Origin of the sequence: Marinobacterium sp. xm-a-127, assembly GCF_013283425.1 — a bacterium.
GTDB lineage: Bacteria > Pseudomonadota > Gammaproteobacteria > Pseudomonadales > Balneatricaceae > Marinobacterium_E.
On the sequence record NZ_WBYH01000003.1, the window covers coordinates 1 to 25,759 of the forward strand.

25 protein-coding genes are annotated in these 25,759 nt (G+C 48.1%); 18 read left to right on the forward strand and 7 right to left on the reverse strand.

Annotated features, from left to right (window positions below):
- Positions 1-358: 358 nt before the first annotated feature.
- Positions 359-619, forward strand: a complete 261-nt coding sequence (locus XMA127_RS05905; protein ID WP_173482130.1) for a succinate dehydrogenase assembly factor 2 — start codon at positions 359-361, stop codon at positions 617-619.
- Positions 597-1,016 (forward strand): hypothetical protein, encoded by a 420-nt coding sequence (locus XMA127_RS05910; RefSeq protein WP_173482129.1) that lies wholly within the window; start codon positions 597-599, stop codon positions 1,014-1,016. The genes XMA127_RS05905 and XMA127_RS05910 overlap by 23 nt, the downstream gene beginning before the upstream one ends.
- On the opposite strand, the gene nadB is transcribed toward XMA127_RS05910, so the two are convergent.
- Positions 1,006-2,613: an L-aspartate oxidase gene (gene nadB / locus XMA127_RS05915; RefSeq protein WP_173484081.1), complete on the reverse strand. Its 1,608-nt coding sequence runs from the start codon at positions 2,611-2,613 to the stop codon at positions 1,006-1,008. The genes XMA127_RS05910 and nadB overlap by 11 nt on opposite strands.
- Before the next feature lie 215 nt (positions 2,614-2,828).
- Between nadB and rpoE the strand changes: the two genes are divergently transcribed.
- The 16 genes from rpoE to adk all read left to right on the forward strand — a co-directional run bounded on the left by rpoE (position 2,829) and on the right by adk (position 17,666).
- The gene (gene rpoE / locus XMA127_RS05920; protein WP_371731473.1) at positions 2,829-3,407 is read left to right on the forward strand and encodes an RNA polymerase sigma factor RpoE; all 579 of its coding nucleotides are present in this window, start codon (positions 2,829-2,831) and stop codon (positions 3,405-3,407) included.
- An 18-nt stretch (positions 3,408-3,425) separates the two neighbouring features.
- Entirely contained in the window at positions 3,426-4,220 is a 795-nt protein-coding gene (locus tag XMA127_RS05925) for a MucB/RseB C-terminal domain-containing protein (protein WP_173482127.1), read from the forward strand.
- 3 nt (positions 4,221-4,223) lie between these two features.
- Positions 4,224-4,652, forward strand: a complete 429-nt coding sequence (locus XMA127_RS05930; protein WP_173482126.1) for a SoxR reducing system RseC family protein — start codon at positions 4,224-4,226, stop codon at positions 4,650-4,652.
- Positions 4,653-4,674: 22 nt separating this feature from the next.
- A complete protein-coding gene (locus XMA127_RS05935; RefSeq protein WP_173482125.1) occupies positions 4,675-6,072 on the forward strand; it encodes a DegQ family serine endoprotease in 1,398 nt (465 codons plus the stop codon).
- Between the two features lie 133 nt (positions 6,073-6,205).
- A complete protein-coding gene (gene lepA, locus XMA127_RS05940; RefSeq protein WP_173482124.1) occupies positions 6,206-8,005 on the forward strand; it encodes a translation elongation factor 4 in 1,800 nt (599 codons plus the stop codon).
- A gap of 7 nt (positions 8,006-8,012) precedes the next feature.
- Entirely contained in the window at positions 8,013-8,804 is a 792-nt protein-coding gene (lepB, locus tag XMA127_RS05945; protein ID WP_173484080.1) for a signal peptidase I, read from the forward strand.
- A gap of 18 nt (positions 8,805-8,822) precedes the next feature.
- A complete protein-coding gene (locus XMA127_RS05950; RefSeq protein ID WP_173482122.1) occupies positions 8,823-9,197 on the forward strand; it encodes a DUF4845 domain-containing protein in 375 nt (124 codons plus the stop codon).
- Complete coding sequence (gene rnc / locus XMA127_RS05955; protein WP_173482121.1) at positions 9,194-9,871, forward strand: ribonuclease III; 678 nt, start codon at positions 9,194-9,196, stop codon at positions 9,869-9,871. Before XMA127_RS05950 ends, rnc begins: the two co-directional genes overlap by 4 nt.
- A 2-nt stretch (positions 9,872-9,873) precedes the next feature.
- Complete coding sequence (gene era, locus XMA127_RS05960) at positions 9,874-10,776, forward strand: GTPase Era (RefSeq protein WP_173482120.1); 903 nt, start codon at positions 9,874-9,876, stop codon at positions 10,774-10,776.
- The gene (recO, locus tag XMA127_RS05965) at positions 10,777-11,481 is read left to right on the forward strand and encodes a DNA repair protein RecO (RefSeq protein ID WP_173482119.1); all 705 of its coding nucleotides are present in this window, start codon (positions 10,777-10,779) and stop codon (positions 11,479-11,481) included. It abuts the gene before it with no gap.
- Entirely contained in the window at positions 11,481-12,224 is a 744-nt protein-coding gene (gene pdxJ / locus XMA127_RS05970; protein WP_371731474.1) for a pyridoxine 5'-phosphate synthase, read from the forward strand. The genes recO and pdxJ overlap by 1 nt, the downstream gene beginning before the upstream one ends.
- Positions 12,225-12,599, forward strand: a complete 375-nt coding sequence (gene acpS / locus XMA127_RS05975; RefSeq protein WP_173482117.1) for a holo-ACP synthase — start codon at positions 12,225-12,227, stop codon at positions 12,597-12,599.
- 71 nt (positions 12,600-12,670) lie between these two features.
- A complete protein-coding gene (gene cysM / locus XMA127_RS05980) occupies positions 12,671-13,576 on the forward strand; it encodes a cysteine synthase CysM (RefSeq protein ID WP_173482116.1) in 906 nt (301 codons plus the stop codon).
- A 90-nt stretch (positions 13,577-13,666) separates the two neighbouring features.
- Positions 13,667-15,931, forward strand: coding sequence for a GTP diphosphokinase (relA, locus tag XMA127_RS05985; protein WP_173499058.1), 2,265 nt, complete (start codon positions 13,667-13,669; stop codon positions 15,929-15,931).
- Positions 15,931-16,752, forward strand: a complete 822-nt coding sequence (gene mazG, locus XMA127_RS05990) for a nucleoside triphosphate pyrophosphohydrolase (RefSeq protein WP_173499059.1) — start codon at positions 15,931-15,933, stop codon at positions 16,750-16,752. The genes relA and mazG overlap by 1 nt, the downstream gene beginning before the upstream one ends.
- A 260-nt stretch (positions 16,753-17,012) precedes the next feature.
- Positions 17,013-17,666, forward strand: coding sequence for an adenylate kinase (adk, locus tag XMA127_RS05995; protein WP_173499060.1), 654 nt, complete (start codon positions 17,013-17,015; stop codon positions 17,664-17,666).
- A gap of 210 nt (positions 17,667-17,876) precedes the next feature.
- Here the strand turns inward: adk and ahpF are convergent, their stop codons facing one another.
- From ahpF to XMA127_RS06025, 6 genes are all read right to left on the reverse strand, one after another.
- A complete protein-coding gene (gene ahpF, locus XMA127_RS06000) occupies positions 17,877-19,424 on the reverse strand; it encodes an alkyl hydroperoxide reductase subunit F (RefSeq protein ID WP_173482112.1) in 1,548 nt (515 codons plus the stop codon).
- 83 nt (positions 19,425-19,507) lie between these two features.
- A complete protein-coding gene (gene ahpC / locus XMA127_RS06005; protein WP_173482111.1) occupies positions 19,508-20,074 on the reverse strand; it encodes an alkyl hydroperoxide reductase subunit C in 567 nt (188 codons plus the stop codon).
- Positions 20,075-20,189: 115 nt separating this feature from the next.
- Positions 20,190-21,785, reverse strand: a complete 1,596-nt coding sequence (locus XMA127_RS06010) for an ABC transporter ATP-binding protein (protein WP_173484078.1) — start codon at positions 21,783-21,785, stop codon at positions 20,190-20,192.
- Complete coding sequence (locus tag XMA127_RS06015; RefSeq protein ID WP_173482109.1) at positions 21,782-22,807, reverse strand: ABC transporter permease; 1,026 nt, start codon at positions 22,805-22,807, stop codon at positions 21,782-21,784. The genes XMA127_RS06010 and XMA127_RS06015 overlap by 4 nt, the downstream gene beginning before the upstream one ends.
- Positions 22,808-22,810: 3 nt before the next feature.
- Complete coding sequence (locus tag XMA127_RS06020; protein WP_173484077.1) at positions 22,811-23,902, reverse strand: microcin C ABC transporter permease YejB; 1,092 nt, start codon at positions 23,900-23,902, stop codon at positions 22,811-22,813.
- Positions 23,902-25,704: an extracellular solute-binding protein gene (locus XMA127_RS06025; RefSeq protein ID WP_371731515.1), complete on the reverse strand. Its 1,803-nt coding sequence runs from the start codon at positions 25,702-25,704 to the stop codon at positions 23,902-23,904. The genes XMA127_RS06020 and XMA127_RS06025 overlap by 1 nt, the downstream gene beginning before the upstream one ends.
- Between the last annotated feature and the right edge of the window lie 55 nt (positions 25,705-25,759).

Consider the following 25,759-nt stretch of genomic DNA (forward strand, 5'->3'; position numbering starts at 1 on the left):
CGCTGCAAGCGTCGCGAAGCGATGACGAGCAACGCTCGGCACCTATTGTAGGTCATTGAGAGCTTCGTAAAGGATCTCTGCCAAATCCATCGCGGCCTTTGCAAGACCGCTCCAACGGTTTTAAAAAGTCCCTGCCAACGGATATAGCGGATGACAGGCTGAAGACCTGTCACCGTAGTTCCGTAGCGAGTTAAGCACACCAGTGACAGGCTTTAGCCTGTCACCTGCTCTCCAATCACGCTCCCAACCTTCGCAGCCTTTGCAAGACCGCTCCAACGTCTCAACTTTCTCCCCCTACCATGCCCATTTAATGCTATATTTACTCTCATCTAATCAACGCGTTTTGGAGTGGTATAGCGTGTATTCTGAAGAAGACATTCGTCGTCTTACTTGGCAGTCTCGTCGTGGTATGTGGGAACTGGATCTGCTGTTTGTTCCGTTCATGGAGAATCATTTTCGGGACCAATCAGTTGAGGATCAAGATCGCTTTGTGAAGCTTCTTGATTGTGAGGATCAGGAGCTTTTTCTCTGGTTCATGCAGCGTGAAAAGCCGGCTGACCCAGATATGGAGAGGGCGGTCACTGTGGTGTTGGATTGTGTTCGCGCCAGTAAGGTTTGATCTTATTGAATCTAAAGCCAAACGTCTGTTTACGTTTGGCTTTTTTGTTTTAGTCGGTTTAACACCTTTACTCACCGGTGCATCGACTGCGGTGTATCTTCTGTTACTTACCTTCTCACTATGGGTCTATCGTGCTTTGGCTCCATTTGAGCGCTTTACCGGCTTTGTTTGGAATGCCGATAAAGATAGGTTTTGCCTGTTTATAGATGAGAAGATGTTAGTGACAGCTCCACCTGTTCAAATTATAAACTTAAGGTTTGTTCTCTTTATTAAAGTACAACCATTAGAGCGTGCATTACCCGTTTGGATTTGTGTCTGGTTTGACCAATTACCAGAGAGTGGGTGGCGGCGCTTATCGGTTATTTCTCAATACGCGCCTATTGCTGCTAAGCGTTAACGCCCCAGAAGTAGTTTTCCGGCACCAGAACGGTGTCATAAAGATCAGGTGACTGTTCTGGGTAGTCGAGCGTGTAGTGAAGGCCACGTGATTCAGTGCGTTTCATAGCACAGCGGATAATTAATTCCGAGACGGTCACTAGATTACGAAGCTCGATCAGATACTTACTCACTTTATAGTTGCTGTAGTACTCATTGATCTCATCGTTCAATAGATCGATACGGTGCTGTGCTCGCTGTAGGCGTTTATCAGTACGTACAATACCCACGTAGTCCCACATAAAACGGCGCAGTTCATCCCAGTTGTGCGAGATTATGACATCTTCGTCTGAGTTAACTACCTGTGAGTCATCCCAGTTAGGGACTTCTGGGAAGGCTTCTCCACTCTCTTGTAGCAGTGATGCCACCTGTTCAGCCGCGGATTTACCGTACACGATACACTCAAGTAGAGAGTTTGACGCTAATCGGTTTGCGCCATGAAGGCCTGTAAACGCGGTCTCACCAATGGCAAAGAGTCCTTTGATATCGGTCTGGCCATTTATGTCGGTCATGACACCGCCACAGGTGTAGTGTGCAGCTGGTACTACGGGTATCGGTTCCTTAGTAATGTCGATCCCAAGTTCTAAACAGCGCTCATAAATGGTTGGGAAGTGCTCTTTAATGAAATCTGCGGGTTTGTGAGAAATATCCAAGTGAACATATTCACAACCAACACGTTTCATCTCAAAGTCGATGGCGCGGGCGACGATATCGCGTGGTGCCAGTTCGGCTCTCTCATCAAAACGGTGCATGAAACGGGTGCCGTTAGGTAGTTTCAGAATACCGCCTTCGCCACGGATCGCTTCGGTGACCAAAAAGCTCTGTGCCTTAGGGTGATAAAGGTAGGTAGGGTGAAACTGATTAAACTCTAGGTTTGCAACTCGGCAGCCTGCTCGCCAAGCCATTGCAATACCATCGCCGGATGCGACGCCGTTCGGGTTGGTGTTATAGAGGTAAGCCTTAGAGGCACCGCCAGTTGCTAATATGACGGTTCGAGCAAGAAACAGATCAACGCTCTCTGTCTCTTGGTTGTAGACATAGGCACCTACACACGCATCTTCACCTAAGCCTAATTTACGACGGGTGATCAGGTCGATCGCAATTCGATCTTCAAACAGCTCAATGTTGCTGGCCGACCTTGCTTGGCTGATTAGAGTTTGTTGAATCGCTTTGCCTGTTGCATCGGCCGAGTGAAGTACACGGCGATGTGAGTGGCCGCCTTCTCGTGTTAAATGATACTGCTCTTCCTGTCGTGTGAAAGGTACACCCTGATCAATTAGCCATTGAATGCCTTTGGGGCCATCTTTTACGGTGTGTTGAACAGAGTCTAAGTGTCCAAGGTTGGCACCAGCAACCAGGGTGTCGTTGATGTGGTTTTCGGTTTGATCTTTTGGATCAAAAACACCGGCAATTCCACCCTGTGCCCACCATGTAGCACCATGCTCTAATTTACCCTTGCTCAAGACGTGTGCCTTCAGGTTAGACGATAAATTTAGTGCGGCTGTTAAACCGGCTGCGCCACTGCCAATGATCAGTACATCTGCTTCAAATCGTGCCATCTGTTTTGACTTATTGAGACCGTAAAAAAGAGCTCTATTATGCGAGTGTGTTTAGCTCTTGGTAAGGGGTTTGTAAAAAAACTTCAATAATTGGGGAACTTTTCGACATTTTTTGAATCTTAGTCTGTGTAAGAGATTGATCGGCTTGATATTAGGTTGGTGTAACAATCATACTGTCATCCTCCGAAGCCCTTTGGCATTGACTAGGATAGAGAGTGAACGATACCAACCACAAGATAACCGATCAGATGCTTGTTGAGCGTGTACAGGCAGGTGATCAGCGTGCGTTTGATCTGCTCGTGAAGCGTTATCAGCATAAGATTATTGCACTGGTAGGGCGTTACATTCACGATCAATCAGAGTCGTTGGATGTTGCACAAGAGACGTTCATTAAGGCTTATAAGGCTCTTAAGAACTTTAGAGGTGAAAGTGCCTTTTACACTTGGCTGTATCGTATAGCCATTAACACTGCGAAGAACTATTTAGTCGCAAGAAGTAAAAGACCGCCTGATAGAGATTTAGATTTTCAAGATCTAGAGAGCGACACAGAGCTTAGAGATCTTGAAACACCAGAAAATAGTTTGCATCGAGATGAGATGTTCGAGGTGATGACCCGAACGCTCGAGCAACTTCCTGAAGAGCTTCGAGTGGCGTTAACACTGAGAGAGCTTGAAGGGATGAGCTACGATGAGATCTCCGAAGTAATGGGGTGTCCAATTGGCACCGTCAGATCAAGGATCCATCGAGCTCGTGAAGCGATTGATAATGAGTTGAAACCAATGCTCTCTAACTAGAGCAAATGAGGATCAAATATGTCGAGCAATAGAGAAAGTCTTTCTGCATTGATGGACTCGGAGGCAACTGAATTTGAGTTGCGTCGTGCTCTTAAACATTACGACGAGAACAGTGAAGACGCTCAAGTATGGCGTCGTTACCACCTCGCTCGAACCTTGATGCGTGAACAGAGCATCAACTCTACTGTTGACATCTCCTCTCAAGTCATGGCCTCTATTTCAGAAGAGCAATCAACTCAGGTTGAAGAGACAAAAACCTCTAGTTGGAGTGCGGTAGGTAGTATGGCTATTGCTGCATCCCTTACCCTAGCTGTCATGATTGGTTTGAACAGCGCTCAGCTGGGTGAGCCGAGCGCATTGGCATCCAGTGGCTACCTAGAGCGTAATCAAGGTTCTTCAGATCTTATGCGCACATCCCTTGCTTCAGGCGTTGAAGCGGTGCAAGAGAGTAAACCAACTCTCGAAGTGATTCGTCTATCTGAAGGTCTTCGCGGTCAGATCGATGAGCATATTGCACTGTTAAACAGCACTGGGACTGACTGGCAGGTTAACTGGCTACCCGATGGTTTTGCTGAAGTATCAGAACGAGTGACTGGTAACAGTCAATCTAAGCTCTACAAAAAGGGTGATCAGGTGCTAAGTGTGGTGATTAAACCGGCTGAAGCAGTCTCTGCATCGGAAGGCGCCTTAAGCGCACAAGGTTTGGTGGCTGTCGGTCGTTTAGTTGATGATCGTTTTGTCTCGGTAGTGGGTGATTTGTCACTGACGGATGCTGATAAAGTGGCTGCAAGCGTGGTGGTCGCTAGCAATTAATTCATGATCGAAGAGCGTGCGACGGTTCTCCGTTCTGAGGCCGATCAGGTTTGGGTAGAGGTGAGTCGCCAAAGTGCTTGTGCATCCTGTGCAAGCTCATCGACTTGTGGCCAGAAACGCCTCAGCGATTGGTTCCCAACCAAACGCGTTGAAGTTCTAATCGATAACCCCAGTCGACTTATTGTATCGCCAGGCCAAGAGGTTTGGGTTGGATTGGAAGAGGGTGCCTTGGTAGGTGCCTCTGTTACCGTCTACCTTATACCGCTGGTCGGTATGATCCTTCTGCCAATTTTGGCGAGATTTTTAAACTTTTCAGAATTTTTTCAGATAGTTGGCGCTATCCTTGGATTCATAGTCGGCTTGTTCATTGGCCGTAATATGGGTTTAAGAGGCGTAGCATCAGGGCAGTATCAGCCACGTTTGCTTCGCTAAGGTTTTTACCTAAGGAGTAAATATGACCTTTCTTCGATCAATTACCTTCGTAGCGGGTATCGCTATTTCATCCTTGGCGATGGCCAAGCAGTTACCCGATTTCACGGATTTAGTGAAATCGCTGTCGCCATCGGTCGTCAATATAAGCACGATTCAAGAACAGAAACAGAGTTCTCGTTCGGCTATGCCCCACAACTTCAACGACCAGGAAGTGCCAGAGATCTTCCGCGACTTCTTCAGGGGTTTTCAGCAGCCACCTGGGCAGCAGCCTCGTATGCATCCACAATCGCTGGGCTCGGGCTTTATTATTTCGGATGATGGCTACATTTTGACCAATCACCATGTGATCGATAAAGCTGAGAAAGTTCTGGTTAGACTGAATGATCGACGCGAAATTGAGGCAGAGATTATTGGTTCTGATCAACGTTCAGATGTGGCGCTACTCAAGGTCGATGCTAAAGATCTACCGGCACTGGAGATCGGTAGCTCTTCTGAGCTTGAAGTGGGTGAGTGGGTACTGGCTATTGGCAGTCCTTTTGGTTTTGACTCAACCGTCACTGCCGGTATTGTCAGCGCTAAGGAGAGAGCCCTTCCAGGTGACTCTTATGTTCCTTTTATTCAAACCGATGTGGCGATCAACCCAGGCAACTCCGGAGGCCCGCTATTCAATCTAGATGGCGAAGTGGTCGGTATCAACTCGCAGATATATACCCGCTCAGGTGGCTTCATGGGGGTCTCTTTCTCCATTCCCATCGATGTGGCTATGGAGGTTGCCAATCAACTTAAAGAGAAGGGTAGCGTCTCTCGAGGTTGGTTGGGTGTGATTATTCAAGAGGTTACACGTGACCTTGCTGAATCATTCGGCTTAGATAAACCATCAGGTGCGCTGGTTGCACAGGTGTTAAGTGATAGTCCTGCTGAAGAGGCAGGGTTTGAAGCGGGTGATGTCATCGTTAAATTTAATGGCCGTGAGATCGGTTTGTCAGCCGAGCTACCTGCTCAGGTTGGTCGTATTGCACCGGGCGAAACAGCGGATGTCGAGGTGTTCCGTTCAGGTAGATCAGTCAACTTGAAAGTGACGATTGGTGAGCTTCCCTCAAATGAAGAGTTAGCCGCTAACCGAGCACAACCTGAGCCTAAAGAGAGAAAGTCTCTGGGCTTGGTGGTTCAAGATATGACGTCTGAAATCAAAGAGCGTACCGGTGTTGATGCAGGGGTCTATGTTGAATCAGTTGGACAAGGTCCTGCGGCCAATGCCGGCGTACGTCAGGGTGATGTGATCACTATGCTAGCCGGTCAGTCAATTAGCTCAGTGGAGCAACTGGCCGATATAGTGGCCGACTTGCCAGATGACAAAGCGGTGCCACTTCGAGTGATTCGTGGCGGTAATCCAGTCTTTTTAGCAATGCGTCTCGAGTGAACCTAGTGGATCGTTGAAAAGATCCTCTGCAGGGGCCTTAATGGCCCCTGTTTTCTATCTATAGGGCATGAATTCGAGTAGAATTGTGCGCTAAATTTTCTTTGTCGTTCCAAGAGTATAGGTTTTACACAGAGTGAGTGAACTAGATCACATTCGTAACTTCAGTATCATTGCACACATCGACCACGGTAAGTCGACGTTAGCCGATCGCATTATTCAAATTTGTGGCGGTCTGTCTGATCGTGAAATGGCTGAACAGGTCCTCGATTCAATGGATATCGAGCGCGAACGTGGCATCACCATCAAAGCTCAAAGTGTCACCTTGGACTACAAAGCGCGCAACGGTGAAACTTACCAGTTGAACTTCATCGATACGCCGGGACACGTCGACTTCTCTTATGAAGTTTCACGCTCACTCTATGCATGTGAAGGTGCACTTCTTGTTGTCGATGCCGCGCAAGGTGTTGAAGCGCAGTCGGTAGCCAACTGTTACACCGCGATAGAGCAGGGCCTTGAGGTTCTACCTGTCTTGAACAAAATGGATCTACCTCAGGCTGAACCCGAAGTGGTTCGTCAGGAGATTGAAGAGGTGATCGGTATCGACGCTTCAGCTGCGGTCCCTTGTTCAGCTAAAACGGGTATGGGCGTTGAAGATGTTCTAGAGGCGCTGATCGATGTAATCCCACCACCACAAGGTGACCGCGAAGCACCACTTCAAGCCCTAATTATCGACTCCTGGTTTGATAACTACCTAGGGGTCGTCTCACTGGTTCGTGTGACTCAAGGAACCTTGCGTCGTAAAGATCGCATCATGGTTAAATCGACTGGCATGAACTACCAGGCTGAGATGGTCGGTATCTTTACACCAAAACAGGTGAAAACTGACATCTTACAAGCAGGTGAAGTAGGCTTCGTTGTTGCCGGCATCAAAGATATTCACGGTGCACCGGTGGGTGATACCTTGACGCATCAAAAGACACCTGATGTTGATGCACTGCCAGGTTTCCAAAAAGTTCAACCACAGGTTTATGCCGGTCTATTCCCAACGAGTTCTGATGACTATGAAGACTTCCGTGAAGCGCTCGACAAGCTAACGCTTAATGATGCCTCTCTCTTCTTCGAGCCTGAAACATCGGATGCACTTGGCTTTGGTTTCCGTTGTGGCTTCTTGGGTATGCTTCACATGGAGATCATCCAAGAGCGTCTTGAGCGCGAATACGATCTCGATCTGATTACAACAGCCCCAACGGTTGTCTACGAAGTGGAGATGAACAACGGCGATATCATCTACATTGACAGCCCATCGAAACTGCCAGACCCAGGCGGCATTCGTGAGATGCGTGAGCCGATCGTGACAGCGAATATCCTTGTGCCTCAGGACTACCTTGGCCAAGTCATTGGCTTGTGTGTGGAGAAGCGCGGTATTCAGAAGAACATGCAGTTTGTTGGTAAGCAGGTTCAGTTAAGTTATGAACTGCCAATGGCCGAAGTGGTATTGGACTTCTTTGACCGTTTGAAATCGGTATCACGTGGATACGCTTCCCTTGAGTACAACTTCACCCGTTTCGAGGCCGCTAAGCTGGTTCGAATGGATATTCTCATTAACGGTGAGAAAGTGGATGCTTTGGCCGTTATCCTTCACCGCGATAACTCAATGTACCGCGGCCGTCTGCTCTGTGAAAAGATGAAAGACCTTATTCCACGTCAGATGTTCGATGTCGCTATTCAAGCGGCTCTGGGTGGTAAGATCATTGCTCGTACAACGGTTAAAGCTCTGCGCAAGAACGTTTTAGCAAAATGTTACGGTGGTGACGTGAGCCGTAAGAAGAAACTGCTCGCTAAGCAGAAAGAGGGTAAGAAGCGCATGAAGCAGGTGGGTCGAGTTGAGATCCCGCAAGATGCATTCCTAGCCGTACTGAAGGTAGACAGCTGAGGCTAATATGAACTTAGATTTTGCACTGATTCTGGTCGTAGTTACATTAGTTACAGGCCTGCTATGGTTATTGGATATCGCCTTTTTTGCGCCCTCTAGAAAACGCCAAGAGTCGCAAATGGTGGAAGAGAGTTTCGAAGAACCTAAGGTTAATAAACCCTACTGGGCTGAACTCTCTAGCTCTATCTTTCCGGTATTAGCGGCTGTTTTGATTCTTCGTTCATTTCTATACGAACCCTTTCAAATCCCTTCAGGTTCGATGCTGCCGACGCTGAAAGTTGGTGACTTCATTTTGGTGAATAAATACCACTACGGTCTTCGTACACCGGTTGGAAACATCAAGTTTGTTGATAATAACGAGCCGCAACGTGGCGACGTTATGGTATTTAAATACCCTCAAAACCCAAGCGTGTACTATATTAAACGTGTGATAGGTCTTCCGGGTGACGAGATTGTTTACAAAGATAAGATGCTCTTTGTGAACGGTGAGCCGCAGAATCAAACGTTGATTGCTCAAATACCAGCGATCAACCCCAAGCGTCTTCAAGTTGAAGAGCAGCTAGGCGATGTTGCGCACGAGATCTATCGCGATGTAAATGCACGTGTAATGAATGGTGGCTGGCGTGTGCCAGAGGGTCACTACTTTATGATGGGCGATAACCGCGATAACAGTAATGACAGCCGTTATTGGGGTTTTGTTCCTGATGAATTGATCGTCGGTAAAGCGGTGAGTGTTTGGATGCATTGGGCTCAACTATTGAGCATTCCAGATTTCACGGCGATGCGATCCATTCAGTAAATAATACTGAGGTTGAGTATGGATAAGCACATTCGACAAAAGGGCATCAGTACACTATCGATACTGTTACTGCTTATTGTTGGCTCAGTTGGCTTTAGCCTTGGGTTTAAACTGCTAGCGCCTTACTCAACCCATACAACCGTGGTCAGCATTATTGAAGATATTATTGCTGACCCGGCTGAACTCTCAAAAAGTCGCGCCGAGATTCGTCGTGATATCGAGCGTCGATTTACGATTAATCAAGTAGCTCTGCCTGGACGTGACGCTTTGCAGATCACTCAGGATACTGGTGAACTGATATTCACGCTGGACTATGAAGAGCGCGTCCCACTGTACGGCAACATTGATGCTGTCGTTGTTTTTAAAGATGAATTTAAAGCGATAAAACCTTGATACGACCTGTCTCAGAGTTGGCTAGAAAGCTTGGCCACACCTACCAAGATGAATCCCTGCTTGAATTGGCGTTAACGCACCGAAGCTGTGGTAAGCGCAACAATGAACGCCTGGAATTTTTGGGCGATTCAATCCTAAACTTTGTCATAGCTAATGCGCTGTTTGAGCAGTTTGAACAGGCTAAAGAGGGTGAAATGAGCCGTCTTAGAGCAAAGTTGGTGAAAGGTGAAACTCTTGCAGAGATCGGTCGTGAGCTAGGTTTGGGTGATTATCTTCGCCTTGGTTCGGGTGAGTTAAAGAGTGGTGGTTTCCGTCGCGACTCAATTTTGGCTGATGCGGTAGAGGCGATCATTGGTTCCATTCACTTGGACAGTGATTTTGAGACGTCTAAACAGTTCATCTTAGGGTTGTTCAAAGAGCGTTTAGCAGCGATCGATCTTAAAAAGTCAGTCAAAGACTCTAAAACGCGCCTTCAAGAGTTTATGCAGTCACGACGTAAGCCGCTACCTGATTACCAACTGGATAAAGTCGTTGGTGAGGCGCATGATCAGACCTTCTATATCTCTTGTCAGGTTCAACTGTTGGATCAAAGCTGCAAGGGTGTTGGATCCAGCCGCCGCCAGGCAGAACAAGAAGCCGCTCGTGCTGCACTGATTGCACTAGGGCAGGAGTAATCATGGAAGCGAATACACGCTGTGGCTATGTTGCTATTGTTGGCCGACCGAATGTGGGTAAGAGCACACTGCTCAACCATATCCTTGGTCAAAAGCTGAGCATCACCTCAAAAAAACCTCAAACGACTCGTCATCAGATTCTTGGTATTAAAACCGAAGAGGATCTGCAGGTTATCTACGTTGATACACCCGGGCTACACAACGACGCTACAGGTAAAGCACTGAACCGTTACATGAACAAAGCCGCCTCTGAGGCGCTGCGTCATGTCGATCTAGTCGTCTTTATTGTCGATCGTACCGCTTGGACCGAAGAGGATGAGATCGTACTCTCTAAGTTGGAGAAGCTTCGTTGCCCAGTCATATTGGCGGTTAATAAAGTGGATCTACTCAAGGATAAAGAGTCGCTTCTCCCTTGGATCGAAACGCTCAATAGCAAACGCCATTTTGATCAGATCGTGCCTATCTCTGCTCACAAAGGGCATAACGTCGATCAACTAGAGCGTGCCGTTGAATCCTACATGCCGGAAGGGATGCACTTCTACCCTGAAGATCAGATCACCGACCGTAGCTCCCGTTTTGTCGCGGCAGAGCTTGTGCGTGAAAAACTGATGCGTAATCTAGGGGATGAAGTCCCTTACGGAACCACGGTTGAGATCGAAGAGTTTACTCAAGATGAACGTGGTCTGTTGACCATCAGTGCACTGATTCTTGTTGAGCGAGAGGGGCAAAAACGTATTGTTATCGGTGATAAGGGTGAGCGAATTAAAGTGATCGGTCGTGACGCTCGCATCGATATGGAACGCATGTTTGATGCCAAGGTCATGCTGAACCTTTGGGTTAAAGTGAAACGCGGCTGGGCAGACAACGAACGTGCCCTAGCAAGCCTTGGATATCATCACGACTAAATGAACAGTCGCACTGAACAGGTCGCAGCGTTTGTTCTTCACTCGCGTCCCTATCGTGAAACCAGTGCACTTGTCGATCTATTTACACTCGAGTATGGCAAAGTATCAGTAGTTGCTCGAGGTGTGCGCAGGCCAGGCTCAAAGTTACGCCATACGCTTCAACCCTTTACAGTATTGGCCGTTCGATTTTCAGGCCAGTCAGAGCTTAAAACGCTTCATCAAGCCGAATTGGCAGAACTACTCCCCACTTTGACTGGCAAAGCGTTAATGTGTGGCTTGTACGCCAATGAACTACTGGAGCGTTTGCTTCAACCCTTAGAGGCGACACCTAAGTTATTCCTCAATTACAAAGTGCTGCTTAATGATCTGCTTCAATCTCAAGATCACGAGGTGAGTTTACGGCTATTTGAGCAGGCGCTACTGAAGGAGTTAGGGAGTTGGAGCGATCTGTCAGGCTGTCATCAGCCGTACTACCGTTATGATGTTGTGCAGGGGATAAGTGCGGTAGATGAGGTTGCCTCGGCGCATTTCACAGGTGATCAGCTTCGTTCCATTGAACAAGGTGAGTATACTGATCCCAGCGTTAAGAAAGCGGCAAAGTATTTAATGAGAGAGCTCTTAAAAGAGCAGTTAGGTGACAAGCCGTTGCGATCAAGAGAGTTGTTTCAACCGAGATCTAAAGAGAGAAAAGGAGAGAGTGAGTGATCCAGCCAAATCGTATTTTATTAGGTGTGAACATCGATCACATTGCGACTCTTCGTCAAGCTCGTGGTACTCAATACCCAGACCCTGTCTATGCAGCGTCTATTGCTGAGCACGCTGGCGCCGATGGTATTACGGTGCACCTTCGTGAGGACCGTCGCCACATTCAAGATCGTGACATTCGTCTATTGGCGCAAACGCTTCAGACTCGTATGAATTTTGAGATGGCGGTTACTGATGAAATGGTCAGTTTTGCTGAAGAGATCAAACCTGCACACGCCTGTTTAGTGCCAGAGAAACGCGAAGAGTTAACGACTGAAGGCGGTCTGGATGTACTTGGTCATGAAATTCACATTCAGTCGGCGTGTCAGCGCTTGGCGAGAGCCGGAGTCGAAGTCTCACTCTTTATCGATCCTGATCAGGCACAAATTGATGCGGCTAAACGTGTGGGAGCTCCAGTGATTGAACTGCATACTGGTGCTTACGCTGAGGCAGAAGGCCAAGAGCAGTTAGACGAGCTTGAACGACTTAAAGAGGCAGCAACCTATGCTCACTCAATAGGTCTGGTGGTCAACGCTGGTCATGGTCTGCACTACCATAACGTAGAGCCGATTGCTGAAATTCCAGAGTTCAATGAGCTAAACATTGGTCATGCGATCATCGCCCGTTCACTCTTTGTCGGCTTGGATCAAGCGGTTCGTGAAATGCGTGATCTGATGCTTAATGCCAGAGCGATGGCCAGTTAAATGCTTGTTGGAACCGGTGTCGATATTCTTGAAATCTCTAGAGTGGAGCGCGCACTTGAGCGAACTCCCGGTTTTGCTGAGAGAATATTGACCCCCACTGAGTTGGAAGCGTTCAACCAATCTAGCCAACCCGCGCGTTTTTTAGCTAAACGCTTTGCAGCGAAGGAAGCGGCCGTTAAAGCCTTGGGTACAGGTATCGCTAAAGGCGTTAGCTGGCAGCACCTCGAGGTGGTTAAGAACAGTGCAGGTCGCCCTGATCTGTTGGTGACTGACAAAGCTCTAGAACACGCCGAGGTGCTTGGCATTACCCGGTGGTTTTTAAGCTACAGTGATGAGCAGCACTATGTGGTTGCTCAAGTAATCGCTCAGGCTTAATTCACCATTTCGATGGTGGAATTCCCCTGATATAATCGAATAATAAAATCAATTCTTATAACGGATTAGAGATGAGCTCAACTCAATACCCTACTATCGCTGAGCTGGTTGGCAATACACCGCTAGTCAGACTGCAACGTATCGAAGCGCCAAATAACAACACCATTCTCTGTAAATTAGAGGGTAATAACCCTGCGGGCTCCGTTAAGGATCGTCCTGCCTTGAGTATGATCACTCTAGCCGAAGAGCGAGGCGAGATCGCACCAGGTGATACATTGATCGAGGCGACTTCTGGCAATACCGGTATCGCGTTGGCGATGGCCGCTGCAATCAAGGGGTATACGCTTAAACTGATCATGCCGAATAACATGAGCGAAGAGCGTAAATCGGCTATGAGTGCTTATGGTGCAGAGTTGATTGAGGTGACAAAAGAGGAGGGCATGGAAGGTGCTCGAGACTTGGCCGAGGCAATGCAAGCGCGTGGTGAAGGCAAGGTTCTAAATCAGTTTGGTAACTTAGATAATCCTGAAGCGCACTACCGCACAACAGGGCCTGAAATCTGGCAACAAACCTCAGGAACTATCACACACTTTGTCAGCTCTATGGGAACTACAGGTACCATCATGGGGACCTCGCGCTACCTTAAAGAGCAGAATCCAAGCGTTCAAATTGTTGGTCTTCAACCCTCTGAAGGGTCTCAAATCCCTGGCATACGTCGTTGGCCAAAAGAGTATCTACCAACGATATTCGAAGAGAGTCGTGTCGATCGTGTATTGGATGTTGATCAGGCGGATGCTGAAGTCATGATGCGTCGTTTAGCGACCGAAGAGGGTATTTTCTGTGGTGTTTCGTCAGGTGGTTCCGTTGCTGGCGCGCTAAGATTGGCTCAAGAGGTTGAAAATGCAGTAATCGTCGCCATTATTTGTGATAGAGGCGATCGTTATCTTTCGACAGGTGTCTTCTCTAAGTCATCATAGGTTAAGCCCCGTCGTTCTAATATTGACGCCGTTTTTATGAGTTTGAGCTAGGGTATCAGCTCGCTACTCGCAATACAGGAGTAGCCTACATTGGTTAAGGTTCGTGACGATCAACCGGTCCGTGAAGATGGATCCGTTGATCTGGATCGTTGGTTAGAGATTCTATCTAACCGTTATACATTCGAAGATGAAGCGCGTTTCCGTCAGGCATGCGAATTAGTTGAAGCCTCCTTGAATGAAGAGAGCTCAACTCATGATGTCTGGTCACTGGGGCAAAACGCCTATCTTACTGGTCTGGAGATGGTCCAGATTCTCGTTGACCTGCAGCAGACAGAAGAGGCTCTGGTAGCCGGTGTGCTTTACCGTGCAGTGCGAGAAGAGCGACTATCAATCGATCGCGTTAAGGCTAAATTCGGTGCTGAAATCGCTCGTCTTCTGCGCGGTGTCTTGCAGATGGCTGCAATTGGCAGTCGCAAAAATCCACGTGATGAAGAGGGCGTGTTAGGCACTGGCGGCAGTCAGGTCGACAACGTTCGTAAGATGCTGGTCGCCATGGTGGACGATGTTCGCGTTGCACTCATCAAACTGGCTGAGCGGACCTGCGCGATTCGTGCAGTAAAAGATGCGGATCGACGTAAACGCTACATCGTTGCACGTGAAGTGTTCGATATTTACGCCCCATTAGCGCATCGGTTGGGTATCGGCCACATCAAATGGGAATTAGAAGATCTCTCATTTCGATATCTAAAACCTAATGATTACAAACACATAGCAAAGCTACTTGCTGAAAAGCGTCTTGCGCGTCAAGAGTACATCGACAGTGTCATTAAGCTGCTCGAAGAGAAACTTGTAGAGGTAGGTATTGATGGTCAGGTTTCTGGCCGCGCTAAACACATCTACAGTATCTGGCGAAAGATGCAGCGTAAGAATATCGAATTCAATCAGGTTTACGATGTCCGTGCCCTGCGTATATTGGTGCCAGAAATTCGTGATTGTTACACCGTGCTGGGCATAGTTCATGGCGCATGGCGAAATATCCCGCACGAATTTGATGACTACATCGCATCACCAAAACCCAACGGTTATCGTTCACTGCATACCGCGGTATTCGGTCCTGAATCACAGGCGGTAGAGATTCAGATTCGCACCTTTGACATGCATGAAGAGGCTGAGCTAGGTGTCTGTGCTCACCACCTCTACAAAGGGACAGATACAGCGAGTCGCGCCGATGGCTATGAAGAGAAGATCTCTTGGTTACGCCAGGTTCTCGAGTGGCATGACGAACTGGGCGATACTGAATCATTGGGTGATATTCTCCACTCCGATGTGACCCAGGATCGTGTCTATGTATTCACGCCAGAAGGGCACGTCATTGATCTTCCTGCTGGCGCTACCCCAGTTGATTTTGCTTACCGTGTGCACACGGAAATCGGTCACCGCTGTCGAGGTGCACGTGTCTCGGGTCGTATTGTTCCGCTCAACCGCGCGCTGCAGACTGGTGATCAAGTTGAGATCATGACAGGCCCAGAAGAGCGCCCAAGTCGTGATTGGCTCAACACCAACCTAGGTTATGTAAAAACCTCTAAGGGTAGAGCTAAGATTGCTCATTGGTTTAAGACTCAGGCTCGTGATCAAAATGTGGATGCGGGTAAAGAGATGATTCAGCGTGAGTTTAAGCGATTGGCATTAGACGCCACTGAGGTAGACCTATCGGATATCGCACAACGTCTTAAGTTCCTTTCCAATGAGAACATGTTTGCGGCACTCGGTGCTGGCGATCTAAGAATCTCGCAAGTGATCTCAGCTGCACAAGCGCGTGAAGAGCAGGCCGAACGTGAATCACAATTGGATCTGGATGTTCCTGCTTCGTCACCAAAACAGAGTAGGTCGAGTGACTCTGGTGTCCATGTGGTTGGCGTCGGCAGCTTGATGACTCAATTTGCTAGTTGTTGTAAGCCGATTCACGGCGATGCCATTGCTGGATTCGTGACACAGGGCCGCGGCGTCTCGATCCACCGTGAAGATTGTAAAGAGCTACAACACCTGCGCGAGGTGGAGCCCAGTAAAATTGTTCAAGTGGCTTGGGAAGAGGAGGCTGAAGCCACCTACCCAGTCGATATTGTCATAGAGGCCTTTGACCGGTCTGGACTGTTGCGCGATGTTATGACCATCTTAGCGAACGAGCGAATCAATATATTGTCGGCCAATACACTGACGGATAAGAGCAGTAACGAAGCGAATTTGGCGCTGACACTAGAGATAGGTCGACTCGATAAGCTTGGCAAAGTGATGGATAAGATCAATCAAATTCCGAATGTCAGTGACGTTCGCCGTGAACGCTCAGGGGTTCCTTAATGAGTGATCGCTATACCCTGGATGACCTCATCTACCTGATGGAGCGTTTGCGTGACCCTAAAACCGGTTGTCCATGGGATCTGGAGCAGACCTTTGCTTCAATCGTACCTCATACCCTTGAAGAGGCTTACGAAGTAGCTGATACCATCGAACGACAGGATTGGCCTCATCTAAAAGATGAGTTGGGTGATCTACTGTTTCAGGTCATCTTCTATTCGCAACTGGGTAAAGAGCAATCCCTATTTGATCTTCATGAAGTGGTTGATCAACTCTGCAGTAAGCTGGTGCGTCGCCATCCTCACGTCTTTCCAACAGGTCAGTTACGTGACAGTGCTGAGTCGGTTGAAATAGATCAGCAAACTGTGAATGCACAGTGGGAGCGCATCAAAGAGCAGGAGCGCGAAAGTAAAGATCGTGCCCGTGTTTTAGATGAGGTACCAACGACACTGCCGGCTATGAGTCGTGCCGTAAAGCTAACCAAACGTGCCTCTAAGGTGGGGTTTGATTGGGATGATGCTACCGGTGTGCTGGATAAGATTGAAGAGGAGATCCAAGAGCTCCGCGAAGCGATGCAGCAAGGTGATATGGATGCGGTTCGCGAAGAGTTAGGCGACCTTCTATTTGTTAACGCCAATCTTGCACGAAAATTATCAGTCGACCCCGAGCAAGCTGTTCGCAATACCAACCTTAAATTTGAACGTCGCTTCAACCATGTCGAGGATAGGGTGCTAGCCAGTGGTAAGGATTGGAGAGAGTTTACGCTTGAAGAGCTAGACGCTTGGTGGGATGAAGCCAAAAAGATCGAGAAATCTAAAAAATAGGTTTGATAGAGTCTTTGGCACTATTCGCTTAAAGCCTAATAGTGATTCAGTTCTCAAGCTCTATACAGCCATGCTAATATGCGTGGCTTGCTCGGGATAAGTGACTCCCTTGAGCGCACTTTAAACAGCTTTATAAAGTGCTTTAGGTGACACCGCACGGCTATGGTCGAATTGTGTAGTAGCCACACCTAAATTAATGTCAGCGGTAAGAATTTTAATGCTGCGCCCAGGCGCAGCGTATTTTTTTAAGGAGAAAATTAATGCGAATGATACTTCTCGGTGCACCAGGTGCCGGTAAGGGTACTCAGGCTCAGTACATCACTGAGAAATACGGTATCCCACAGATCTCTACTGGGGACATGCTACGTGCAGCCGTAAAAGCGGGTACGCCTCTAGGTGTTGAAGCCAAGAAGGTTATGGACGCAGGTGGTCTGGTATCAGATGACATCATCATCGGCCTAGTTAAAGAGCGCATTGCAGAATCAGATTGTGCTAAGGGTTTCCTATTCGACGGCTTCCCACGCACCATTCCTCAAGCAGACGCTCTGAAAGAAGCTGGCGTTGCTCTAGATGCAGTCGTTGAAATTGACGTTGCAGATGAAGAGATCATCAAGCGTATGTCGGGTCGCCGTGTACACCCGGGTTCAGGTCGTACTTATCACGTCGTATTTAACCCACCTAAAACAGAGGGTAAAGACGACGTAACTGGTGAAGATCTTGTTCAGCGTGAAGATGATCAAGAAGAGACTGTTCGTGCTCGCCTAAACGTCTACCATGATCAGACTAAACCTCTAATCGGTTATTACCGTGGTTGGGCTGATGAAGATGCTGCAGCTGCACCAAAATACGTATACGTAGAGGGTGTGGGTAGCGTTGACCAGATCCGCGATCGAGTATTCGAAGGCCTAGCTTGACTTTAAAGCTTAGCTAATTAAAAACCGCACTTTTTAGTGCGGTTTTTTTATGCCTAAAGGGGTTTAAATACTCACGCGCATTCAACTCGCAAGTGCAAAGGGTTGATTGATTCCGCGATACTTATTAAGTTCAGAGTCTACTTTGTGCCGTTAAGAGACAAAAAAGGAGAGCATTAAACTCTCCTTTTTTTATTTGCTAGCCTCTTCGACCTAGTTTCGAATCAGGTGATCGAAGGCTGATAGTGAGGCTGTAGCTCCGGCACCCATCGAGATGATGATCTGTTTGTAAGGCACGGTGGTTGCATCACCCGCTGCGAAGACGCCCGGTACGTTGGTAGCACCGCGATCATCAATCTGGATCTCACCAAATTTGGTTAGCTCAACGGCACTCTCTTTTAACCACTCAGTATTTGGCACTAAGCCGATCTGAACAAATACACCTTCTAGCTCAACGCTGTGTGATTTGCCAGAGGTGCGGTCGGTATAGATCAAGCCGTTAACCTTACCATTCGCTCCAGTGATCTCTGTGGTTTGCGCGTTCTTGATAATGGTGACATTAGAGAGCGAGTTTGCTTTGTCTTGCAACACTTGGTCTGCACGAAGTGTGTCACCAAATTCTAAAACGGTTACTTCACTGACCACACCGGCAAGATCGATAGCTGCTTCGATGCCTGAGTTGCCGCCACCAATAACAGCTACGCGCTTACCTTTAAACAGTGGGCCATCACAGTGTGGACAGTAGGCAACGCCTTTGCCTTTGTATTCCGCTTCACCTGGGACACCCATCTCACGCCAGCGGGCGCCCGTCGCCATAATAATGGTTTTCGACTGTAGGTTTGCACCGCTCTCTAAGTTCAGTTGATGTAGGCCATCGGCTTCAGAGAGGCCCGCTGCGCGTTGCGCCGTGATGATATCTACGTTGTACTCTTTAACGTGCTGTTCCATGTTAGAGACCAGTTTTGGTCCCTCTGTGTAGGGAACTGAGATTAGGTTCTCAATGCCCATGGTGTCTTGAACCTGACCACCAAATCGCTCGGCGACTAAACCGGTGCGAATCCCTTTGCGAGCTGCATAGATAGCAGCGGCTGCACCTGCAGGACCGCCACCTACAACGAGTACATCGTATGGGTCGCGTTCCGATAGCGCTTCTGCTTCGCGCTCAGCACCGGCAGTATCAAGCTTCGCTAGAATCTCTTTGAGCTCAGTACGCCCTTGGGTAAATAGTTCACCGTTCAGGAATACAGCGGGTACGGCCATCACCTCACGCTCTTCTACTTCAGATTGGTAGAGTGCGCCATCGATCATCGTGCTGGTGATGTTTGGATTTAGGCGTGCCATCAGGTTTAGAGCTTGCACCAAATCCGGACAGTTTTGACAAGAGAGCGAGATGTAAGTTTCAAAATGGAACTCACCCTCAAGGCTCTTAATCTGACTCTGAACCTCTTCAGGCTCTTTGCTTGGGTGTCCACCGGCTTGAAGAAGAGCAAGAATCAGAGTTGTAAATTCGTGACCCATTGGAATACCGGAGAACACAACACGTGGTTCAGCATCGGCTTCACCAAGAATGGCCATGCTTGGCACTCGGTGATGATCCCAATCAGTTAGCGTAATTTTGTCGCTACGCTCAGCGAGCGTTGTCGCGAGCTCTCTAAGTTCGTTACCTTTTGCTGAGTCGTCAGCAGCTAACTTAAGCTCAATCGGTTGTTTGATGTAGCTAAGGTACTGGTCCAACTGTTGGACAATATTTGGCTCTAGCATGATGACCTCATGAATAAAAAATAACTAAGCTTTAGAGAGAAACGAGGCTGCGAGTGCAGCCTCGGGAAAGGACTTAGGTCCGATTAGATCTTACCAACAAGATCCAAAGATGGTGCTAGAGTCTCAGCGCCTTCTTTCCATTTAGCAGGACATACTTCGCCTGGGTGAGCAGCAACGTACTGTGCAGCTTTGATCTTGCGAAGAAGTTCTGATGCGTCACGGCCTACAGAACCAGAGTTGATCTCAACGATCTGAATTTTACCTTCTGGATCGATAACGAAAGTACCGCGCTCAGCAAGACCTGCTTCCTCGATCATTACGTCGAAGTTGCGAGAGATCTGGCCAGTTGGATCGCCGATCATTGGGTAAGTGATTTTACCGATCGTCTCAGAAGAGTCGTGCCATGCTTTGTGAGTGAAGTGAGTATCAGTTGATACTGCGTAGATCTCAACACCGATCTTCTGGAACTCAGCGTAGCTGTCTGCAAGGTCACCTAGCTCTGTTGGGCAGATGAACGTGAAATCTGCTGGGTAGAAGAAAACAACAGACCACTTACCTTTAAGGTCAGCTTCTGAAACTTCTACGAATTCGCCAGCGTGGAATGCTGTTGCGTTAAATGGTTTAACTTCCTGGTTAATGTAAGCAGACATTCTGTCTTCTCCTTGGTTGGTTAAATTGTCATGTTTCAAGAATGCGACGAATCTTAAAGTTCGCCGACAAAAAGGTAAAATTAATTGTAACTAATGATGTTATTAATAAATGCTATCAGGCAGTCTCTTTTTCAAGGGCTGATGCAGAAATTAATTCGCGGGTGTAATCCGTCGAAGGGGCATTAAAAATAGCCTCTGCAGTGCCAGATTCAACCACTTTGCCACCTTTCATCACCATAACGCGGTGACTTAACGCTTTTATGACAGCGAGATCGTGGCTAATAAAAAGATAGCTTAGTTTATATTGGCGTTGCAGGGATTGAAGTAGATCAATGACCTGTTTTTGAACCGTTCTGTCGAGGGCAGAGGTCGGCTCATCTAACACGATTAATTTAGGCTTTAATACCAGTGCTCGCGCGATGGCGATTCGTTGTCGCTGGCCACCTGAGAACTCATGCGGGTAGCGATGTCTAGATTCTGGATCTAGCTGCACATCCAGAAGGGCTTGAATGACAGCGGCTTCTCTCTGTTCAGGTGAGAAACTCTGTTGTACTTCCAGCCCCTCACTAATGATCTCTGCCACAGTCATTCTCGGGCTGAGGCTACCGAAGGGATCTTGGAAAACGATCTGGGCAACACGGCGATGAGGTCGCATCTCCTTTTGGTTGAGCGAATCAACACGTCTGCCATCTAGCCATATCTCACCTTCGCTTTTGGTCAGTTTCAGAAGGGCAAAGGCCAGGGTTGATTTACCTGACCCTGATTCACCGACAATACCCAATGTCTCGCCCTTTTTGATCTGCAGATCGATGCCGTCAACCGCTTTAATGTGATCATAAACGCGTTTTAGAAGGCCCTGAGTTTTAGGAAACCAGACTCGAATGTTTTTAGCTTCTAACAAGGAGTCAGCGTATGCTTCAACAGCAGCGAGGTCGCGCACAGGTTCTGCATTGAGCAGTGTGTTTGTGTAGGGGTGGTTGGGTGCATTAAACAGTGTAAGAGTATCGCCCTGCTCAACGACCTTTCCCTGTTGCATGACGAGAATTCGATCGGCGTAACGCTGCACAACATTCAGATCGTGAGTGATGATCAGTATGGCCATTCCCAATTTTTGTTGCAGTGCCATCAGCAGATCTAATATCTGCTTCTGTATCGTGACATCCAACGCAGTGGTGGGTTCGTCGGCAATTAGAATCTCGGGTTCGTTGGCTAATGCCATCGCAATCATGACACGCTGGCGCTGACCGCCTGATAGCTCGTGGGGGTAACTTTTCAAACGGGATTCAGGTGATGGGATACCCACCAGCTCTAGAAGCTCTATCACTCGTGTACGGGCCTTAGAGCCCGATAATCCCTTATGCAGTTTAAGCGATTCAGCTATCTGTTTCTCGATGCTATGAAGCGGATTAAGAGAGGTCATCGGCTCCTGAAAAATGTAGCTGATTCGGTGGCCTCTTATTGATCGAAGTTCGGCTTCTGTTGCGTCCTGAAGATCTTTCCCCTGGAAAACGATCGAGTCTGCTTGTATCTCTGTCTGCTCAGGCAGCAGTTTCAATAGCGACAGGGCTGAGACCGATTTGCCTGAACCCGATTCGCCAACAATCGCCAGTGTTTCACCTGCGTGTAGAGAAAAACTTAGATTCTCTACAGCTGCTTCAGGCTGATCAGGAAATCGAATCGATAAATGTTTTACGTCTAGAATCGGTTTCATCGGCTCTGTTTCCTGGGATCAAACGCGTCACGAACACCTTCACCAATAAAGATCAGTAACGTCAGCATGATAGAGAGTGATAAGAAAGCGGTCACACCTAACCAAGGTGCATGAAGATTCTCTTTGCCCTGTGCCACAAGTTCACCTAAGGATGGCGAACCGGGTGGTAGGCCAAAGCCAAGAAAGTCGAGCGCGGTTAATGTCACCAGTGCACCATTAAAGATGAAGGGCATAAACGTCAGAGTCGCAACCATAGCATTGGGAAGGACATGCTTAAACATGATGACTGAGTTCGGTTGCCCTAGAGCCCTTGCTGCTCTGACATACTCTAGGTTGCGTGCACGCAAGAATTCAGCGCGCACCACATCCACCAAATTCATCCATGAGAAGAGCAACATAATCCCTAGCAACCACCAGAAATTAGGCTCCACTAGGCTGGCTAGAATGATCAATAGGAAGAGAACCGGCAGACCGGACCAGATCTCAATGAAACGCTGCATCAATAGATCGACCTTGCCTCCGTAATACCCCTGTAAAGCACCCGCCACAACGCCAATAACTGAGCTGGCAAGGGTCAGGACCGTGGCAAACAGTATCGAGATACGAAAACCGTAGATCAATCTTGCCGCGACATCACGCCCCTGGTCATCAGTGCCTAACCAGTTGTCGGTAGTAGGCGGAGAGGGGGCCGGTTGGTCCAAGTTAAAATTGATTGTGTCGTAGCTGAACGGGATAACGGGCCACCATAGAGTGCCGTTTTGCTCCTCAATCAGTTCAGTAATATAGGGATCGCGGTAGTCGACCGGTGCATCAAAGTCACCGCCAAAATCGGTCTCTGTATAGTTTTCCATTAACGGATAGAACAGCCCTTGATCCGTTTTGATTAGGATCGGTTTGTCATTTGCGATCAATTCAGCAAAGAGCGACAGGGTAAACAGCAACATAAAGATCCAAAACGAGTAGTAGGCTCGTCGGTTGCTTTTAAACTGTGCAATGCGTCGCTGAGTAATGGGTGATGCCATCGTTTAACCCTCTCGACTCTCAAAATCGATACGAGGATCGACAAGGGTATAGGTGATGTCTGATACCAGCTTTAATAGAAGCCCCACTAGGGTGAAGATGTAGAGCGTACCGAAAATAACAGGGTAATCTCGGTTGATAACCGCCTCATAGCCAAGCAGCCCTAAACCATCCAGTGAGAAGATCACCTCAATCAACATCGATCCTGTGAAGAAAATACCAATCAATGCAGCAGGCATACCCGCTATGATCAGTAGCATGGCATTTCGGAATACATGGCCGTAAAGAACCTGATGCTCGGTTAAACCCTTAGCCCGAGCGGTCAGTGCATACTGCTTATGGATCTCATCAAGGAAGGTGTTTTTAGTCAGCATGGTCAGCGTTGCGAAGCTGGAAATAACGGACGCTAGGATTGGTAGAGCAAGGTGCCAGAAGTAATCCCCGATTTTTTCGATCAGAGTCATCTCTTCAAATCCGGGTGAAGTTAAGCCTCGCAACGGAAACCACTCAAAGTAGGTGCCGCCGGCAAATAGTACGATCAGTAAAATAGCAAACAAGAAGTTTGGGATCGCGTAGCCAACAATGATGATGCTGGAACTCCAGATATCAAAAGGGGAGCCATCTCGAACCGCTTTTCGAATGCCTAAAGGAATGGAGACTAGGTAGGTGATCAGTGTGGTCCATAGCCCAAGAGAGATCGAGACAGGCATCTTTTCGATAATCAGATCAACCACCGGTTTATCACTGAAAAAACTACGGCCAAAATCGAAGGTTAGATAGTCTGTCAGCATCTTAAAAAACCGCTCATGGGCCGGCTTGTCAAAGCCATAGAGTTGTTCGATCTCAGCAACCAGTGCGGGGTCCATGCCTTGGGCACCCCGATATTTTGAATCGCCGCCTTGTGCATCGGCGCTGATATCTGAACGCTCTCCTGAACCAATACGACTGGTCGCATCAACCGAAAAACCCTGTAGGTGAGCGAGAGCTTGTTCAACCGGTCCACCAGGCGCCAGTTGAATAATTAGGAAGTTCAACAGCAAGATACCGAACAGCGTCGGTATCATGAGCAGTAATCGTCGAACAATGTACGCTGCCATTATGGCTTAGCCCACCAGGTATCCAGTCCAATGGTGTAGGTGGGGCGAATCGCAGGTAACTCAAATTTATCCCAGTAGGCGACACGGTGTGAGTCGATGTGGAACTGAGGCACCACAAAATGGTTCCACTGCAATACTCGATCCAGTGCTCGAGCACGCAGCACAAGCTGCTCACGATCCGGAGCTTGAATCAGAAGCTCCACTAACTGATCAATCGCGGGATCTTTGATGCCGATTAGATTTCTGCTACCGGGTTGATCGGCGGCTTCCGATCCCCAAAATTCGCGCTGCTCATTGCCTGGTGAGCTGCTCTGTCCAAAGCTGCCGACGATCATGTCGAAGTCAGTTGAACGAAGACGATTAATATACTGGGATACATCAACGATGCGGATGCTGACCTGCATCCCCAGTTTCTCTAGATTTTGAATAAAGGGTGCAACGACGCGTTCAAAATCCTTTTGCACCAGTAGTATTTCGAAATTGAATGAATCTCCGGCATCATTAACCAATTTGCCATCTTTTAGTGTCCAGCCAGCCTCTTTTAAAAGTTTAAGTGCTGTGCGAAGTTGAGTTCGGTTGCGCCCATCCCCTTTGGTGGTTGGCGCTTGGTAAACGGTTGTAAACACCTCATCCGGAATCTGGCCTCTGAACGGCTCTAAAATGGCCAACTCTTTTTCACTGGGTAGTTCAGTGGCGGCCATCTCTGAATTAGAGAAGAAACTGTGACTGCGAGTGTATGCGCTGTAAAACAGGTTGGCATTGGTCCACTCAAAATCGAAGCCGTGTGCGATGGCTGATCGAACACGAGGATCACTGAACTTGTCGAGGCGCGTATTCATGATAAAGGCTTGCATACCAGCCGGGTTGGCATCAGCAATCAGCTCCTTCTTAATACGACCCTCATCAAATGCCGGGCCCGTATAGCTGGTCGCCCAGTTTTTAGAGGAGTTCTCCTCTCTAAAGTCATACTCTTCAGCTTTGAATGCCTCCAGTGCGACGGTGCTGTCACGGTAGTAATCAAACTGCATGGCATCAAAGTTGTAGCGACCGCGGTTAACCGGAAGGTCGGTTCCCCAATAATCTGGGTTGCGCTTGTAGGTAATGGTTCTACCCGCTTCAAAAGAGTCTACAACGTAGGGCCCTGAACCCAAGATAGGGTCCAGCGAAGGCTTGGTGAAGTCTCGTTCTTTCCAATAGTTCGCAGAGAGAATAGGGACCTCGCCAATGATCAATGGCAATTCGCGGTTCTCTTCACTGCCAAACTCAAAACGGACAGTATGGTCTGTAATAGCGGTGATTGAACGGATGTCGCGGTAGTAAGCTTTGTAGAAGGGTGAGCCCTGTTCACGCAATAGTCTGAAGGTCTCGATGACATCGATTGCTGTCACAGGGGTACCATCGCTGAAACGTGCCTGCTTACGAAGATCAAACTCAACCCAGGCTCTGGATTCAGGCATACGGACCGCTTCGGCTAGTAAGCCGTACTGAGTGAAGGGTTCGTCGTAAGAGCGAGCCATCAGGGTGTCAAAGGTTAATCCGGTACCATCCGCTGCTGTGCCTTTGATAATAAAAGGGTTAAAGCTATCAAAAGTGCCGTTGGCGGCCTGTTTAAAAACTCCGCCTTTAGGTGCTTCTGGGTTAACGTACTCAAAATGACTAAACCCTGCATCGTATTTCAGGTCGCCGTGCATCGCGATCCCGTGCGAAGACTCGACACTGGCATGAGCCGTCAGTGCAACGGCGAATGAGAGAATGGCGCCTATTTTTTTTATGGAATTTTTTTGAATAGAACCCAAAGCCACGGAAACCTCCAACGAAACAGTTTATAAAACTATACGTTAGAAATAGGGTGCTAGG